The 14825-nt window shown below is 70.4% G+C and carries 10 protein-coding genes and 1 other RNA gene; all 11 read left to right on the top strand.

Annotation, left to right across the window (positions count from 1 at the left end):
- Nucleotides 1-141 precede the first annotated feature (141 nt).
- The 11 genes from A6745_RS01840 to A6745_RS01795 all read left to right on the top strand — a co-directional run bounded on the left by A6745_RS01840 (nucleotide 142) and on the right by A6745_RS01795 (nucleotide 14754).
- Nucleotides 142-1347, top strand: coding sequence for an MFS transporter (locus A6745_RS01840; RefSeq protein WP_066122863.1), 1206 nt, complete (start codon nucleotides 142-144; stop codon nucleotides 1345-1347).
- A 4-nt stretch (nucleotides 1348-1351) separates the two neighbouring features.
- Complete coding sequence (locus A6745_RS29495; protein ID WP_269148878.1) at nucleotides 1352-1483, top strand: hypothetical protein; 132 nt, start codon at nucleotides 1352-1354, stop codon at nucleotides 1481-1483.
- A gap of 153 nt (nucleotides 1484-1636) precedes the next feature.
- On the top strand, nucleotides 1637-4318 hold the full coding sequence (locus A6745_RS01835) for a PD-(D/E)XK nuclease family protein (protein ID WP_066122861.1): 2682 nt from the start codon (nucleotides 1637-1639) through the stop codon (nucleotides 4316-4318).
- 28 nt (nucleotides 4319-4346) lie between these two features.
- Complete coding sequence (locus A6745_RS01830; RefSeq protein ID WP_066122859.1) at nucleotides 4347-7796, top strand: UvrD-helicase domain-containing protein; 3450 nt, start codon at nucleotides 4347-4349, stop codon at nucleotides 7794-7796.
- 383 nt (nucleotides 7797-8179) lie between these two features.
- Nucleotides 8180-8277: signal recognition particle sRNA small type (ffs, locus tag A6745_RS01825), an RNA gene on the top strand.
- Nucleotides 8278-8516: 239 nt separating this feature from the next.
- Nucleotides 8517-10817 carry a DNA polymerase III subunit gamma/tau gene (gene dnaX, locus A6745_RS01820; RefSeq protein WP_066123729.1) on the top strand — a complete coding sequence of 767 codons (2301 nt, stop codon included), beginning with the start codon at nucleotides 8517-8519 and terminating at the stop codon, nucleotides 10815-10817.
- 48 nt (nucleotides 10818-10865) lie between these two features.
- Nucleotides 10866-11192: a YbaB/EbfC family nucleoid-associated protein gene (locus A6745_RS01815; RefSeq protein WP_066122858.1), complete on the top strand. Its 327-nt coding sequence runs from the start codon at nucleotides 10866-10868 to the stop codon at nucleotides 11190-11192.
- A gap of 43 nt (nucleotides 11193-11235) precedes the next feature.
- The gene (gene recR, locus A6745_RS01810; protein WP_066122857.1) at nucleotides 11236-11850 is read left to right on the top strand and encodes a recombination mediator RecR; all 615 of its coding nucleotides are present in this window, start codon (nucleotides 11236-11238) and stop codon (nucleotides 11848-11850) included.
- A gap of 271 nt (nucleotides 11851-12121) precedes the next feature.
- Entirely contained in the window at nucleotides 12122-13153 is a 1032-nt protein-coding gene (locus tag A6745_RS01805; protein WP_066122855.1) for an ABC transporter substrate-binding protein, read from the top strand.
- A complete protein-coding gene (locus A6745_RS01800) occupies nucleotides 13146-13955 on the top strand; it encodes an ABC transporter ATP-binding protein (protein ID WP_066122854.1) in 810 nt (269 codons plus the stop codon). Before A6745_RS01805 ends, A6745_RS01800 begins: the two co-directional genes overlap by 8 nt.
- A 4-nt stretch (nucleotides 13956-13959) precedes the next feature.
- Entirely contained in the window at nucleotides 13960-14754 is a 795-nt protein-coding gene (locus A6745_RS01795) for an ABC transporter permease (RefSeq protein WP_066122850.1), read from the top strand.
- Nucleotides 14755-14825: the final 71 nt, after the last annotated feature.

The raw sequence follows: 14825 nt of genomic DNA, 5'->3' as shown, positions 1-14825 counted from the left end.
CGGCCGGGCGTCCAGGCGCGCGACAGGGGCATCCCGCGCCCGGCCCGTGCGCGGCGCTATGATGACGCTCGTCCCGTTCGCCGCCGGGGCCGCTCCGAGGAGGGAGCGCCGCCGAATCACAACATCCACAAGGCTGGTGTCATGCCGCAATCCGAATCCGCCTCGCTGCGCGTCGTCGCGCTGGGCACGCTCGTCGTCCTGCTGGCCATGGGGGTGCGAGCCACCTTCGGGCTGTTCATGCCGCCCATGGGGCTGGCGCATGACTGGGGGCGCGAGGTCTTTTCCATGGCCTTCGCCCTGCAGAACCTGGTGTGGGGCGTCGCCTGCATCTTCATGGGCATCATGGCCGACCGCTACGGCTCGGGCCGCACCATCGCGCTGGGCGCGGTGCTGTACGCGCTGGGCATGATCGGCACGCGCTATGCCGGCGACGAGTTCTCGCTGTACCTCAGCGCCGGCCTGCTGGTGGGGCTGGGCCAGGCCGGCACGACCTTTCCGGTGATCCTGCCCATCGTGGCGCGGTCCGTGCCGCCGGCGCACCGCAGCACCGCCATGGGCATCGCCAGCGCGGGCGGCTCGATGGGGCAGTTCGTGGTGGTGCCGTCGGGCCAGTTCATGATCGATGGCCTGGGCTGGCAGCCCACGCTGTGGATCCTGTCGCTGTTCGTGGCCGCGGCGGTGCCGATGGCATGGTATCTGCGGGGCCGCGCCACCCACACGGCCACGGGGCCGCAGCAGTCGCTGGGCGCCGCGGTACGCCAGGCCATGGCGCACCCGTCGTTCCACTTCCTGTTCTGGAGCTACTTCGTCTGCGGGTTCCATACCGCATTCGTCACGCTGCACCTGCCCGCCTTCGTGCAGGACGCGGGCCTGAACGCCGGCCACGGCGCCACGGCCATCGCGCTGATCGGCCTTTTCAATATCTTCGGCTCGTTCTATGCCGGCAAGCTGGGCGGGCGGTTCAGCAAGAAGCGGCTGCTCTCCATCGTCTATTTCGTGCGGGCCTTCGGCATCATGCTGGTGCTGGCCATGCCCTTGACCCCGGTCGTGCTGTACGTGTTCGCGGCCTGGATGGGCCTGTTCTGGCTGGGCACCGTCCCGCTGACGCAGGGCCTGATCGGGCAGATCTATGGCCTGCGCTATGCGGCCACGCTGTCGGGCATCGTGTTCCTGGGCCACCAGATCGGCAGTTTCATCGGCGTCTGGCTGGGCGGCTACGTGTATGCGCGTAACGGCAACTACGACCTGGTGTGGTGGCTGTCGATCGCCCTGGCGATCATGGCCGCCCTGCTGTGCCTGCCGGTGAAGGAACAGCCCGTCGGCCAGTTGGCCGCGCGAGGGGCCTGACGCCATGCGCGCCCGGGCCTGGCGCTGGGTCGGCGGGGCGGCACTGGCCGCCGTGCTGGCACTGGCCTTCGTCGGCCATCTCACGCCCAGCCTGCGCGTCAGTTGGGAGACGCTGGCCGCGCTCTGCGGGTTCTAGCGGGATGTTCCATGGATACGCCGGCGCACCGCGGCGGTATCCTGTCGGTTTTGCCATGTCGTCCGCGATGCCCGCCGGTATCGCCAGGACGTGCGACGCCGCCGCCCTGCGGCGCGTTGCATGCCGGCGCATGCCTCCTGACCGCAACCCGCCATGATCCACGACCCCTCCGCGCGCGCCGCCATCGGCCTGGACGAAACCGCCGCGCTGCCCGCCGCCGACACGCTGGTCCTTACCGTCAACAACCGCCTGGCGCGCCGTCTGGTGCTCGATCTTGCCGGCTTGCTGCGGCGCGACCGCCAGGTCAGCGAACTGCCGCGCGTGATGCCGCTGTCGGCCTGGCTGGGCGAGGCCGCCGATGAGCTGGCGTTCGTGGACGGCGCCGTGCTGCCGGCGTATCGCCTGGATGCCTTCGCGGCGCAGATGATGTGGGTCGATGCGATCGACCACGAAGAGGCCGGCCGCGTGCTGCTGGACACCGTGCAGGCCGCGCGGCTGGCGGCCGATGCCGATGCCTTGATGGACGAATGGCGCCTGCAGGTGCCGCAGGGCGCCGATACCGACGAATACCGCGGCTTCTCGCGCTGGCGGGCGCGCTATCGGCAACGCCTGGACGAGATCGACGCGGAGGATGCCAGCCGCATCTACGAGCGCGTGCTGTCGGCGCTGCAGGACGGCAGCTTGCCGGCCCCGCCTCATGTCGTGCTGGCGGGTTTCACGGAAGTGTCGCCCCGCTTCGAGGCCCTGCTGTCGGCCTTGCTGGCGGGGGGATCGCGATTGCTGTGGCTGAGCGACGCGCGGCGCGACGCCGCCACCCCGAGCCGATTCGGCGCGCACGACCGTGGGGCGCAGTGGCGCGGCGCCGCTGCCTGGGCCGCGCAGCGCCTGTCCGAGCATCCCGGCGGGCGCTACGCCATCGTGTCCGCCCAACTCGAGGATGAGTCGCCGTTCGCGCGCCGCGTGCTGGGACGGGCGCTGGCGCCGGGCGGATTCGCCTTCAACGTGGCAGTGGGCCGGCCCTTGTCGGAATGGCCCGCCGTGCGCGCGGCGCTGGCATGGCTCGAAGCGCTGGCCCGCATGGACGAGGCCGATGGCGCCGAGACCGCCGTGATGGGCGCGGCCCTGCTGGCCGGTCATTGCGCGGGCGACGCGCGCGAGGCGGCCTGGCATGCCGGCGCCGATGCGCGCTGGCGGCGCAATGGAGTGCCGATGCTGTCCCAGTCGCGCTGGCTGCGCGACATGGCCGGCAGTGCGCTGGCCGAGGCCTGGCCGCGCGCCATGGAAGCATGGCGCGCCGTGCCGGGCGGCAAGGGCTTCGCCACTACCGACGCCTGGATGCCCGTGATGCGCGCGGCGCTGGGCGCGCTGGGCTATCCGGGCGAGCGCGCATTGGACAGCGTGGGCTATCAGGTGGTGGGGGCCTTCGGCGAACTGCTGGGCCGCTTCGGCGCCCTGGCGCCGGCCGCCGGACGCCTGGGCGCCATGGCGGCGGTGCGCCTGTTGGCGCGCGCGGCGGACGCCACCACGTTCCAGCCGCAGCGCGATCCGATGGCGCGGCTCGACGTGCTGGGGCTGCTCGAAGCCGAGGGCGGGTCGTGGGACGGCATCTGGATCCTGGGCCTGACCGACGACGTGCTGCCCGCTTCGCCCAAGCCCAACCCGCTCTTGCCGCTGGCCGTGCTGCGGGCCGCGGGCGCGCCGCGCGCCACGCCCGAGCGCGAGCGCCAATGGGCCGAGACCCTGTATGCCGCGCTGTGCACCTGCGCGGCCGAGATCATCGTCAGCCACGCGCATACCGAAGGCGAGCGCGAGTTGCGCCCGTCCCCGTTGATCGCCGATCTGCCCGAGACCGGATGGCGACCCGGCCTTGCCGCCGCCGACGCCGTGCTGCCGCAGCAATCGCTGGACGACGAGCGCGGTCCGCCGTTGCCCGCGCCCGCGGGCGATGGGCCGGCGGCCGGCGCGCGGGGCGGCCTGGACGTGCTGGACACGCAGGCGCGCAATCCGCTGTGGGCCTTCGTGCGCCACCGCTTGGGCGGCCGCGCGATGGAAGACTACGCCGAAGCCTCGGCCATGAGCGTGCGCGGGCAGTTCCTGCATGGCGCGCTGGAGCAGGTATGGCGCATGGTGCCGGATCAGGAGCGCCTGCATGAACTGATCGCCGAAGGCCGCCTGGCGGCGCTGGTCGACCAGGCGATCGCCCAGTCCGCCGGCCAGACGCTGAACGACTATCCGGAGGCGCTGCGCACGCTGGAGTGCGCCCGCGCCGCCACGGTGCTGGGCAACTGGCTGGACGTCGAGGCGCAACGCACGCCGTTCGGCATCGATCAGGTCGAGGGCGAGCACACCTGGTCGCGCGGCGCGCTGACGCTGAAGGTGCGGCTGGACCGCATGGACCGCCTGCCCGACGGACGCGGCGTCATCGTCGACTACAAGACGGGCATGTCGCCCGGCAATCCCGAATCCGACTGGTCGCGCGCGCGGCCCGTGAATCTGCAGTTGCCGTTTTATGCAGCCGTGCTGTCGGGCGAGCAGCCCGAGGCCGGCGTGGCCGCCCTGGTGCTGGCGCAGATCCATGCCCGCCAGGTGGCCGCCCAGGGCCTGACCGACGCCGACCTGGGCCTGGAGGGCATGACCGCCGCCGAGGCCAGCAAGGCCTTCGAGGGCCAGACCTGGACCGGCATCCTGGCGCGCTGGCGCGGGGCCATCGAGGGCCTGGCCGATGAGTACGCCAGCGGCTACGCCGCGAACTTCGCGGCGCGGCCGGATGATCTGAAGTACTGCGATGCCATGCCGTTCCTGCGGCTGAACCTGGAAGCGGAGGACGAGGCATGACCCGTCTCGCGCAAAGGAGGCCGCCCCGATGAGCCCGCGCCAGCCTTCCGATCACCTGGCCCGCGCCCGCGCGCTGGATCCCACGCAATCCTTCCTGGTGCAGGCGCCCGCGGGCTCGGGCAAGACCGAACTGCTGACCGACCGCATCCTGGCGCTGCTGGCCACTGTCGAGCGGCCCGAGGAGATCGTCGCCATCACGTTCACGCGCAAGGCGGCCTCCGAGATGCACGCGCGCGTGCTGGGCAAGCTGCGCGACGCCCTGTCCCCGCCGCCCGACAGCGGGCATGGCCGGCGCAGTTGGGAGCTGGCCCGCGCCGCCCTGGCGCGCGACGAGGAGAAGGGCTGGAAGCTGCTGCGCCATCCGGCGCGGCTGGCGATCCGCACCATCGACTCGTTCTGCGCGGGCCTGGTGCGCGGCATGCCGTGGCTGTCCGAACTGGGCGGCATGCCGCAGATCGCCGACGACCCGGCCGCGCACTACGACGCCGCCGCGCGCGCCACGCTGGATCTGGCCGGGGATTTCGAGGCGGTGCGCATCCTGCTGGCGCACCTGGACGTGGACACGCTGGCCGCGCGCGAGGCCCTGGCCGGCATGCTGGGCCAGCGCGACCAGTGGCTGCCGCTGCTGCTGCACGGCAGCGATCGCGAGGCCCTGCAGGATGCCCTGGCGCAAGCCGTTTCCGAAGACCTGGACGCCGCCTTGAAGGCCATGCCGCGAGGCTGGCAGGCGGCGCTGAGCGGCCCCGCGCGGCTGGCCGCCGCCGCCCTGGACGAGGGGGGGCCGCACCATCGCCTGGCCGCGCTGCGCGACTGGGATGGCGAGCTTCGTGCGGATGCCGGCATGCTCGATGCCTGGCAGGCGCTGGCGCACCTGCTGCTGACGGCGGACGGCAAGCTGCGCAGCCCGCGCGGCGTGAACAAGAACCTGGGCTTTCCGGCCAAATGCGACCACAAGGCGCCGTTCACCGATTGGCTGGAGTCTGCCGATCCGTCGGCCGGCTGGATCGGCGCGCTGGATGCCTTGCGCACCGTGCCGCCCGCGCAATTCACCGACGAACAATGGCGTGTGCTGGGCGCGCAGCTGATGACGCTGAAGCTGGCCGTGGCGCAGTTGCACCTGCGTTTCGCCGAGACGGGCGAGGTCGATTTCATCGAGATCGCGCAGCGCGCCGCCATGGCGTTGGGCACCTCGGACGATCCCGGAGAGTTGCTGCTGAAGCTGGATGCCTCCATCCGCCATCTGCTGATCGACGAGTTCCAGGACACCAGCGTCACGCAGAACCACCTGCTGTCCACGCTGACCGCGGGATGGCAACCCGGCGACGGCCGCACGCTGTTCCTGGTGGGCGACCCCATGCAGTCCATCTACCGTTTCCGCAAGGCCGAGGTGGGCCTGTTTCTGCAGGCGGCGGAAGTGGGCATAGGGGAAATCCAGCCGGACTTCCTTCATCTGACGGACAACTTCCGTTCGCAGGCCGGCGTGGTCGAGTGGGTCAACGACGTCTTCCGCACGCTGCTGCCCGCCGAGAGCGACGCGGCCGCGGGCGCCATCTCGTACACCGATTCCCGGGCATTCAACGATGCGCTGGACGGGGAGGCGGTGCGGTTCCATGGCGCGTTCGGCGCGCCCGGGACCGGGCAATCCGAGGAAGAGGCCGAACGCATCGCGCTGCGACTGGTGCGCGAGGCCTTGGCGCAAGCCGACCCGCGCAGCAAGCATCCCGTGGCCATCCTGGTACGCGCGCGCGGCCATCTGGGCCAGTTGGTGCGCCGCCTGACGCAAGAGGGCATCGCCTGCCGCGCGGTCGAGCTGGTGCCGCTGGCGCAGCGCGAGGTGGTGTCCGATCTGGTGCAACTGGTGCGCGCCCTGGCGCATCCGGCCGATCGCCTGGCCTGGCTGTCCGTGCTGCGCGCGCCCTGGTGCGGGCTGACGCTGGACGCATTGCATGGCCTGTTCGGCCACGACCTGGCGACGCCGGTGCCCACGCTGCTGGCCAACGCCCTGCGCGAAGAGGCCGCGCCGGCGCCTGCCTGCGGCGCGCCGCAGATGGGCCTGTTCGACGCGCCGCAGGTTCAGCCCTGCCGCGCGGCGCAACTGCTGTCCGAGGCCGAGCTGCGCCGGCTGCGGCACGTGGCCGGCATCCTGCTGGACCAGGCCAACCGCGCCGGCGCCCTGCCGCTGGCCGCCTGGCTGGAGACCCTGTGGCGGCGCCTGGGCGGCCCGGCCCTGTATGCCGACGCCAGCGCGGCCGAGGACGCGGAAAGCCTGTTCCTGCTGCTGGAGCGGCTGTCTCCGCATGGCGGCCTGGATCCGGCCAGGCTGGATGCCGCGCTGGCCCGCCTGTACGCCGCTGCCGCGCCGGCGGACCAGGCGCGGGGCGGGGTGGTCGAGATCATGACCATGCACAAGTCCAAGGGGCTGCAGTTCGACACCGTCATCCTGTTCGGCCTGCACAAGGCGCCGCGCGGCGACCGCGCGCCGCTGGTCAGCTTCGAGCAGACCCAGGATCGCGTGCTGTTCGGCCCGGCCAAGCCGCGCGCCGAGCGCGAGCCCGACCCGATCTCGCGCTACCTGATGCAGCGCGAGCAGCGCCGCGCCTCGTACGAGACCGATCGCCTGCTGTACGTGGCCGCCACCCGCGCGCGCCATCGCCTGCACCTGGTCGCCCACGTTGCCGTGGACCCGGCCTCGGGCCAATCCAAGCCGCCGATGGCCAGCAGCCTGCTGGCGCGCCTGTGGAACAAGCTGCCCGACGCCAGCAGGCAGCCGCCGCGGGATTGGAGGCCGCTGGACGACGCCGAGGCCGGCACCACCGCCGTGCGTGGCCGTCCCCTGCGCCGCCTGGCGGACGAGGGCGTCGCGCGCCTGGCCGGCCAACCCCGCACCGCCGCCAATCCGGGCTTCGCCGTGCCGGCCGCCGACGCGCGCCAATGGAACCAGGGCGCCGACCATCCCGCCTGGCAACTGGAAGCCGCCTACGACGCCGCCATCGGCACCCTGGCGCATGCCTGGCTTGCCCGCATCGGCCAGGACGGCCTGTCCGCCTGGCCTGTCGCCGCGCTGCAGTCGCGCCTGCCGCTGTTGCGCAGGCAACTGACCCGCGCCGGCGTCCCGGCCCCCCTGGCTGCCGACGCTGCCTTATCCGTCCTGGACACCCTGACCGCAACCCTGTCCCATGACCGTGGCCAGTGGCTCCTCTCCCAATCCGGCGCCCGCCGCGAGTGGCCCCTGATCGACTCCACCGGCAAGGTCTCGGTGATCGACCTGGCGCTGAGCACGGAAGACGGCTGGCTGATCGTCGACTACAAGACGGGCCGCCCCCATCCCGGAGAGCCGGAGCCCGTCTTCGCCGAACGCATGCGCCAGCGCCACGGCGACCAACTGGAACGCTACTGCCGCCAGGTCACCGCCCTGGATGGCAGAAAGGCGAGGGCCGCCCTGTACTTCCCGAGGGCGAAGTTGTGGTTGGACCTGTGATCCCAAGCGACCCCGACATCAAGCAAACCCCACCCCAAAAAAAGCAAACGCTAGCCCAGGCGCAAGCAAGCAAACCCCATCCCAAAAAAAGCAAACGCTAGCCCCAGGCGCAAGCAAGCAAACCCCACCCCAAAAAAAGCAAACGCTAGCCCCTGGCGCAAGCAAGCAAACCCCACCCCAAAAAAAGCAAATGCTGGCCCCTGGCGCCATGCGCCACCCCCCTCCCCCTAAGGGGGGAGGGCCGGGGAGGGGGTTCCCATCAAGCTCCCTCCCCCTCGGGGGGAGGGCTGGGGCGGGGGCCCAACAGAGTGGCCCCTCGGGGCCCGCCGACATGAATTCGCCGCAGAAACGGGCGTCCAGCCCGTTCTGCTAGAATTCATGTCGACGGGCCCCTTCGCATGGTTCGGCGGTGAACCTGGTCAGGTCGGGAACGAAGCAGCCATAGTCGTTTAGGATCAGTGCCGAAGTCAGGCTCGTCATCCGGTTTCTCCAAAGGGGGCGCCGCGAAAAACGTGTAGCGGGATTCCATGATGAATCCGCCGCACGTTGGACGCGGTGCCCCTTTTGTCTTGCGGCCGGCTTGCCGCCGGGCGGATCATCCCCATCTGGGCGTGGCAGGCCAGGACGCAGCCGTCCGACCGCGCCCGCGCCGCAGCGATCGTCGCGGTTCCGGCATCAGCGCGCCGTGTACGCGCGCATAACTGGTTCTACAATCCGCCCATGACTTATCTGGTACTGGCCCGCAAGTGGCGCCCGCGATCGTTCGAGACCCTGGTGGGACAGGACCACGTGGTGCGCGCCCTCACGCACGCGCTGCAAACCCAGCGGCTGCATCACGCCTGGCTGTTCACCGGCACGCGCGGGGTCGGCAAGACCACGCTGTCGCGCATCCTGGCCAAGTCCCTGAACTGCGAAACCGGCATCACGCCCACGCCATGCGGCCACTGCCGCGCCTGCACCGAGATCGATGCCGGCCGGTTCGTCGACTACCTCGAACTCGACGCGGCCTCGAACCGCGGCGTCGAGGAAATGACCCAACTGCTCGAACAGGCGGTGTACGCGCCGGGCGCGGGGCGTTTCAAGGTCTACATGATCGACGAAGTCCACATGCTGACCGGGCACGCGTTCAACGCCATGCTCAAGACGCTGGAAGAGCCGCCGCCGCACGTCAAATTCATCCTGGCGACCACCGATCCTCAGAAGATTCCGGTGACGGTGCTGTCGCGCTGCCTGCAGTTCAACCTGAAGCAGATGCCGCCCGAGTCCATCGTCGGCCACCTGCAGGAAGTGCTGGGGCAGGAGACCATCCCCTTCGAGGTGCCCGCGTTGCGCCTGGTGGCGCAGGCCGCCGGCGGTTCGATGCGCGACGCGCTGTCGCTGACCGACCAGGCCATCGCCTACAGCGCCGGCAATCTCACCGAAGACGCCGTGCGCGGCATGCTGGGCACCATCGACCAGCGCCATCTCGTGCGCCTGCTGGAGGCGCTGGCCGGCGGCGACGCCGCCGGCGTGCTGTCGGTGGCCGACGAACTGTCCACGCGCGGCCTGTCGTATGCGGGCGCGCTGGCCGATCTGTCGGTGCTGCTGTCCAAGGTCGCCATCGCCCAGCGCGTGCCGGGCGCCTTGCCCGCCGAAGATCCGCTCACCCAGGACATCGTGCGGCTGGGCGGCATGCTGCATCCCGACGCGGTGCAGCTGTTCTATTCCGTCGCCGTGCACAGCCGCGGCGAACTCACGCTGTCGCCCGACGAATACGCCGGCTTCGTGATGGCCTGTCTGCGCATGCTGGCGCTCAACGGCGACGCGGGACCGGCCACGGCCCTGCAGACGCCGATGCCCACGCCGCAGGCGGTGTCCGCACCGGTCGCTGCTGCTGCCCCATCCGCGCCGGTCGCGGCCCCCGCGGCTGCTTTGCAGGCCTCTACGCCGCAAGCGTCGGCGGCGCCGCCCGCAGCGCAAACCGCGGCCGTGGCGCCGCCGGCATCCAGCCCGGTTTCCGCAGAGGCCTCTGTTTCAGCCGCCACAGACGCCGCCGTCCCGGCGGTCTCTTCGGCGGCCTCCGCTTCATCGGCCCCGATAGCGCCGCCGCCTGCGGCGATCGCCAGTGCATCCGCCACGGCGTCCGGCACGGCTGCCAGCGCAGCGGCTCCCGCCGCCACGCCCGTACAGGCCCCGTCCGCACAAGACGTGCCGCCCTGGGAAGATCTGCCCGCATCGCAGGCGCAAGCCGCGGCTTCTGCGCAGCCATCCGCGATGCCGCAGCCAGCCTCTGCTGCCGCGTCAACCAGCGGTACGAACATGCCGTCCGCCGAAGCTGCCACGACGGCAGCCCAGGCCACCGCCCCCGCCGCAAAGGCTTCGTCCTCCGAACCGCCCGTCCTCGACATTCCCGACGAAGCCTATGCCGCCTCGCAGGACGATGGTCCGCCGCCCTATGACGATGGCCCCCCGGATTGGCACGGCGACGACATCCCCTACGACGCCGAAGCCTTCACGCCGGACCCCGACGACGAGTTCGAGACGCTGTCGCCCGGCGCCGCGCCCGCCGCACCGCGCGAAGCCCGTCCGGCGCCCGTGCGCCGGCGCGCCCCGCGCGAGGGCGGCTCCCGTGCGCCCCGCCTGACCGACATGTCGGCCGACGGCTGGCCCGAGCTGGCCGCCAGGCTGCCCGTCACCGGCCTGGCCGCCGAACTGGCCAGGCAAAGCGAATGGGCCGGCGTGCAGGGCGACGCCGTCGTGCTGCGCGTGGCCGTGCGCACGCTGGCCGAAAGCGAAAGCCGCGTGCGCCTGCAGACGGTGCTGTGCGAACATTTCGGGCAGGGCCTGCGCCTGGAGATCCAGGTCGGCGCCACCGGCGACGGCACGGCGCACGCCGTGGCCCGCATCGAACGGGCCGCGCGCCAGCAGGCCGCCGAAGAAGCCGTGCAGGCCGATCCCTTCGTGCAGGCGCTCATCTCGCGCTTCGGCGCGCACGTGGTGCCCAATTCGGTGCGCCCCTCCGACACGCCGCCGGTGCACTGACGCGCCGCGGCTCCCACGAACCGTTCCCTCCCTCAAGGAAGACAGATCATGATGAAGAATCAACTGGCCGGCCTGATGCGCCAAGCGCAGCAGATGCAGGAAAACATGAAGAAGGCCCAGGACGCCCTGGCCGAGATCCTGGTCGAAGGCGCCTCGGGCGGGGGCCTGGTCAAGGTGACCATGACCTGCCGCAACGATGTCAAGCGCGTGGTCATCGATCCCAGCCTGTTCGGCGACGACAAGGACATGATCGAGGACCTCGTGGCGGCCGCGTTCAACGATGCGCTGCGCAAGGCCGAAGCCACGTCGCAGGAAAAGATGGCGGGCGTCACCGCCGGCATGCCCATGCCCCCCGGCATGAAGCTCCCGTTCTAATCGCTGGCCGCCGCTGGCGGCTTCACGCCTCGACAAGCCTCAGATGGACTCCCAGCTTCCCGAGCCTCAACCCCTGGTCGCGCTGATCGAAGCGCTGCGCCGCCTGCCGGGCGTGGGCGTGCGCTCGGCCCGCAGAATGGCCTATCACCTGTTGCAGCACGACCTGCAAGGGGCCGACATCCTGGGTCGCGCCCTGTCCGGCGCGGTGCAGAACCTGCGTCATTGCGCCCGTTGCAACAGTTTCACCGAGGCCGACGAAGAGATCTGTTCGGTCTGCGCCAATCCCAAGCGGGATGCGTCGGTGCTGTGCGTGGTCGAGACGCCCGCCGACCAGAACATGATCGAGTCCAGCCACGGCTACCGCGGCCTGTATTACGTGTTGATGGGCCGTGTCGCGCCGCTCGAAGGAATAGGCCCGCGCGAGCTGGATTTCCAGCGCCTGATCGACCGCGCCGCCGACGGGGTGGTGCAGGAAGTCATCCTGGCCACCAACTTCACCGCGGAGGGCGAGACCACCGCGCATTTCGTCAGCGAGGCGCTGTCCGGCCTGGGGCTGAAAGTCACCCGTCTGGCGCGCGGCGTGCCAGCGGGCAGCGAACTCGAATACGTGGACGCAGGCACCATTGCCTGGGCGCTGATGGAGCGCCGCGAGTCCTAGGGGCCTGCCGCCCCTGAAAGGCGTCTCGCACGGCCGGGTGTCCGGACGCCTGTCCGCGTTGCGAACGCTCGCCGCCGGCCCGCCGCGCCCCCCGTTCAGCCCCTCCGATCACCTTTCTACGGGATCATCCCGAGGATCGCCCCTGGACGCTGGGGTATGATGCTGCGGCAATCGAAGCCGGCGCAGACCGGCAAAACGGTACGCAATTTCCCGTGGATCGTCCGGGCAAGTTGCCATGCCGCCCCGCGCGGCCCAACAGGAGACAACATCCATGTCAGTCACTCGTCGTGATCTGCTGAAGCTGGCCGGCGTCGCCGGCACGCTCAGCCTGGCCCCCGCCATCGTGCGCGCCCAGAAACCCGAGAAGTCCAGTGTCCAGATCGCCGTCGGCGGCAAGGCCCTGGTCTACTACCTGCCGCTGTCCATCGCCGAAGCGCGCGGCTACTTCAAGGACGAAGGCCTGAACGTCAGCATCGCCGACTTCGCCGGCGGTTCCAAGGCGCTGCAGGCCGTGGTCGGCGGCAGCGCGGATGTCTGCTCCGGCGCCTACGAGCACACCATCAACCTGCAATCGAAGGGCCAGTTCTACCGCGCCTTCGTGCTGCAGGGCCGTGCGCCGATGATCGTGCTGGGCGTGTCCTCCAAGATGGGCTACAAGACGCCCGCCGACCTGAAGGGCAAGAAGGTCGGCGTCACCGCGCCGGGCTCGTCGACCAGCATGCTGGTCAACTTCTTCCTGGCCAAGCACGGCATGAAGCCGTCCGACGTGGCCTTCATCGGCGTGGGCGCCGGCGCGGGCGCGGTCACCGCGCTGCGCAGCGGCCAGATCGACGCCATCGCCAACCTCGACCCGGTGATGTCCGCGCTGGAAACCGCGGGCGATGTCCAGGTCATCGTCGATACCCGCAAGCTGAAGGACACGGTCGACACTTTCGGCGGCAACATGCCGGCCGGCTGCCTGTACGCCTCGCAGGACTTCATCAGCGCCAACCCCAACACGGCCCAGGCGCTGGCCAACGCCATCGTGCGCGCCGACAAGTGGATCGCCCGCGCCTCGCCCGACGAGATCGCCCGCGCCGTGCCCGCCAGCTACCTGCTGGGCGAGCCCGAGGTGTACAAGGCTTCGCTGACCAAGAGCAAGGAAGGCATCTCGCCGGACGGCTCGTTCCCCGACGACGGCGCCCAGACCGCCCTGAAGGCGCTGCTGAGCTACGTGCAGATGGACGAGTCCAAGATCGACCTGTCCAAGACCTTCACCAACGAGTTCGTCAAGCGAGCCAACCAGAAGTACGCAAATGGCTGATGCAGCACTGTCGCTCGAGGGCATCACCTGCACCTTTGCCGCGCGTGAGGGCGGCGGCAAGCGCTACACGGCGGTGCAGGACGCCACCATTGCCATCGCCCCGGGCGAGTTCGTCTCCGTGGTCGGTCCCACCGGCTGCGGCAAGTCCACCCTGCTGAACGTCGGCGCCGGCCTGCTGGCGCCGTCGTCCGGGCAGGTCAAGGTGTTCGGCAAGCCGCTGACCGGCATCAACGAGCGCGCCGGCTACATGTTCCAGGGTGAGGCGCTGCTGCCGTGGCGCAGCGCGCTGGACAACGTCACCGCGGGCCTGGAGTTCGCGGGCGCCGCGCGCGCCGAGGCCCAGCAGCGCGGCCGCGAGTGGATGCGCCGTGTCGGCCTGGGCGGTTTCGAGGACCGCTACCCGCACCAGATGTCCGGCGGCATGCGCAAGCGCACCATGCTGGCGCAGACGCTGATCCGCGATCCCGACATCATCCTGATGGACGAGCCGTTCTCGGCGCTGGACATCCAGACGCGCCAACTGATGGAGAACGAGGTCCTGGAACTGTGGATGGCCAAGCGCAAGGCAGTGCTGTTCATCACGCACGACCTGGACGAAGCCATCGCCATGAGCGACCGCGTGGTGGTGCTGTCCGCCGGTCCCGGCACGCATCCCATCGGCGAATTCGCCATCGACCTGCCGCGTCCCCGCGACGTGGCCGAAGTGCGCACGCATCCGCGCTTCGTCGAACTGCACGCCGCCATCTGGGACGTGCTGCGTGAAGAAGTCCTCAAGGGCTATGCCCAGCAGAAGCGAGCCTGAAGCCATGTCCAAGTCGTTCAAATCGGGTTCCGCCACGCTGCGTATCTGGCAACTGGGTCTGCTGCTCGTCATCCTGGGCACCTGGCATTTCGCTTCCGCCAGTCCGAAGGTCGCGTTCTTCTTCGGGCAACCGCTACAGGTCGCACAGCGCATCTGGAGTTGGTTCGTGGTCGAGGGCGACATCTACCGGCATCTGTGGATCACCCTGACCGAAACCGTGCTGGCCTTCATCATCGGCACCGTCGCCGGCCTGGGCGCGGGCCTGTGGCTGGGCCTGTCGCGCAAGGTCAGCGCCGTGCTCGACCCCTACATCACCGCCGCCAATTCCATGCCGCGCGTCATCCTGGCGCCCATCTTCGGCATGTGGTTCGGCCTGGGCATCTGGTCCAAGGTGGCGCTGGCGGTCACGCTGGTGTTCTTCATCGTGTTCTTCAACGTGTACCAGGGCGTGCGCGAAGTCAGCCCCACGCTGCTGGACAACGCCCGCATGCTGGGCGCGCGCCGACAGCAGTTGCTGCGCCACGTCTACCTGCCCTCGGCCACCAGCTGGGTGTTCTCCAGCCTGCATACCTCGGTGGGCCTGGCCTTCGTGGGTGCGGTGGTGGGCGAATACCTGGGCTCGGCCAGCGGCGTCGGTTACCTGATTCTTCAGGCCGAAGGCACGCTGGACGTGAACACGGTGTTCGCGGGCATCATCGTGCTGACCGCCTTCGCGCTGGTGCTGGACTACATCGTCAGCGTGGGCGAGAAACGCCTGATGAAGTGGCAGCCCCGGTCGGGCGAGACCGAGAAGCTGTGATCCCCACCCGGACCGATGCGCCAGGCGCGTGTCGGTCCAGGCCTTCCACGCGCGCGGGCCGTGCCTGAAAA

Source organism: Bordetella ansorpii (genome assembly GCF_900078705.1).
Lineage (GTDB): Bacteria > Pseudomonadota > Gammaproteobacteria > Burkholderiales > Burkholderiaceae_B > Bordetella > Bordetella ansorpii_A.
This window is presented reverse-complemented; position numbering and strand designations above follow the sequence as displayed.

Excerpts from the sequence above, each read along its gene's own strand:
- A6745_RS01840 (WP_066122863.1), top strand. The coding sequence starts at position 142 with ATGCCGCAATCCGAATCCGCCTCGCTGCGCGTCGTCGCGCTGGGCACG.
- A6745_RS29495 (WP_269148878.1), top strand. The coding sequence starts at position 1,352 with ATGCGCGCCCGGGCCTGGCGCTGGGTCGGCGGGGCGGCACTGGCCGCC.
- A6745_RS01835 (WP_066122861.1), top strand. The coding sequence starts at position 1,637 with ATGATCCACGACCCCTCCGCGCGCGCCGCCATCGGCCTGGACGAAACC.
- A6745_RS01830 (WP_066122859.1), top strand. The coding sequence starts at position 4,347 with ATGAGCCCGCGCCAGCCTTCCGATCACCTGGCCCGCGCCCGCGCGCTG.
- dnaX (WP_066123729.1), top strand. The coding sequence starts at position 8,517 with ATGACTTATCTGGTACTGGCCCGCAAGTGGCGCCCGCGATCGTTCGAG.
- A6745_RS01815 (WP_066122858.1), top strand. The coding sequence starts at position 10,866 with ATGATGAAGAATCAACTGGCCGGCCTGATGCGCCAAGCGCAGCAGATG.
- recR (WP_066122857.1), top strand. The coding sequence starts at position 11,236 with ATGGACTCCCAGCTTCCCGAGCCTCAACCCCTGGTCGCGCTGATCGAA.
- A6745_RS01805 (WP_066122855.1), top strand. The coding sequence starts at position 12,122 with ATGTCAGTCACTCGTCGTGATCTGCTGAAGCTGGCCGGCGTCGCCGGC.
- A6745_RS01800 (WP_066122854.1), top strand. The coding sequence starts at position 13,146 with ATGGCTGATGCAGCACTGTCGCTCGAGGGCATCACCTGCACCTTTGCC.
- A6745_RS01795 (WP_066122850.1), top strand. The coding sequence starts at position 13,960 with ATGTCCAAGTCGTTCAAATCGGGTTCCGCCACGCTGCGTATCTGGCAA.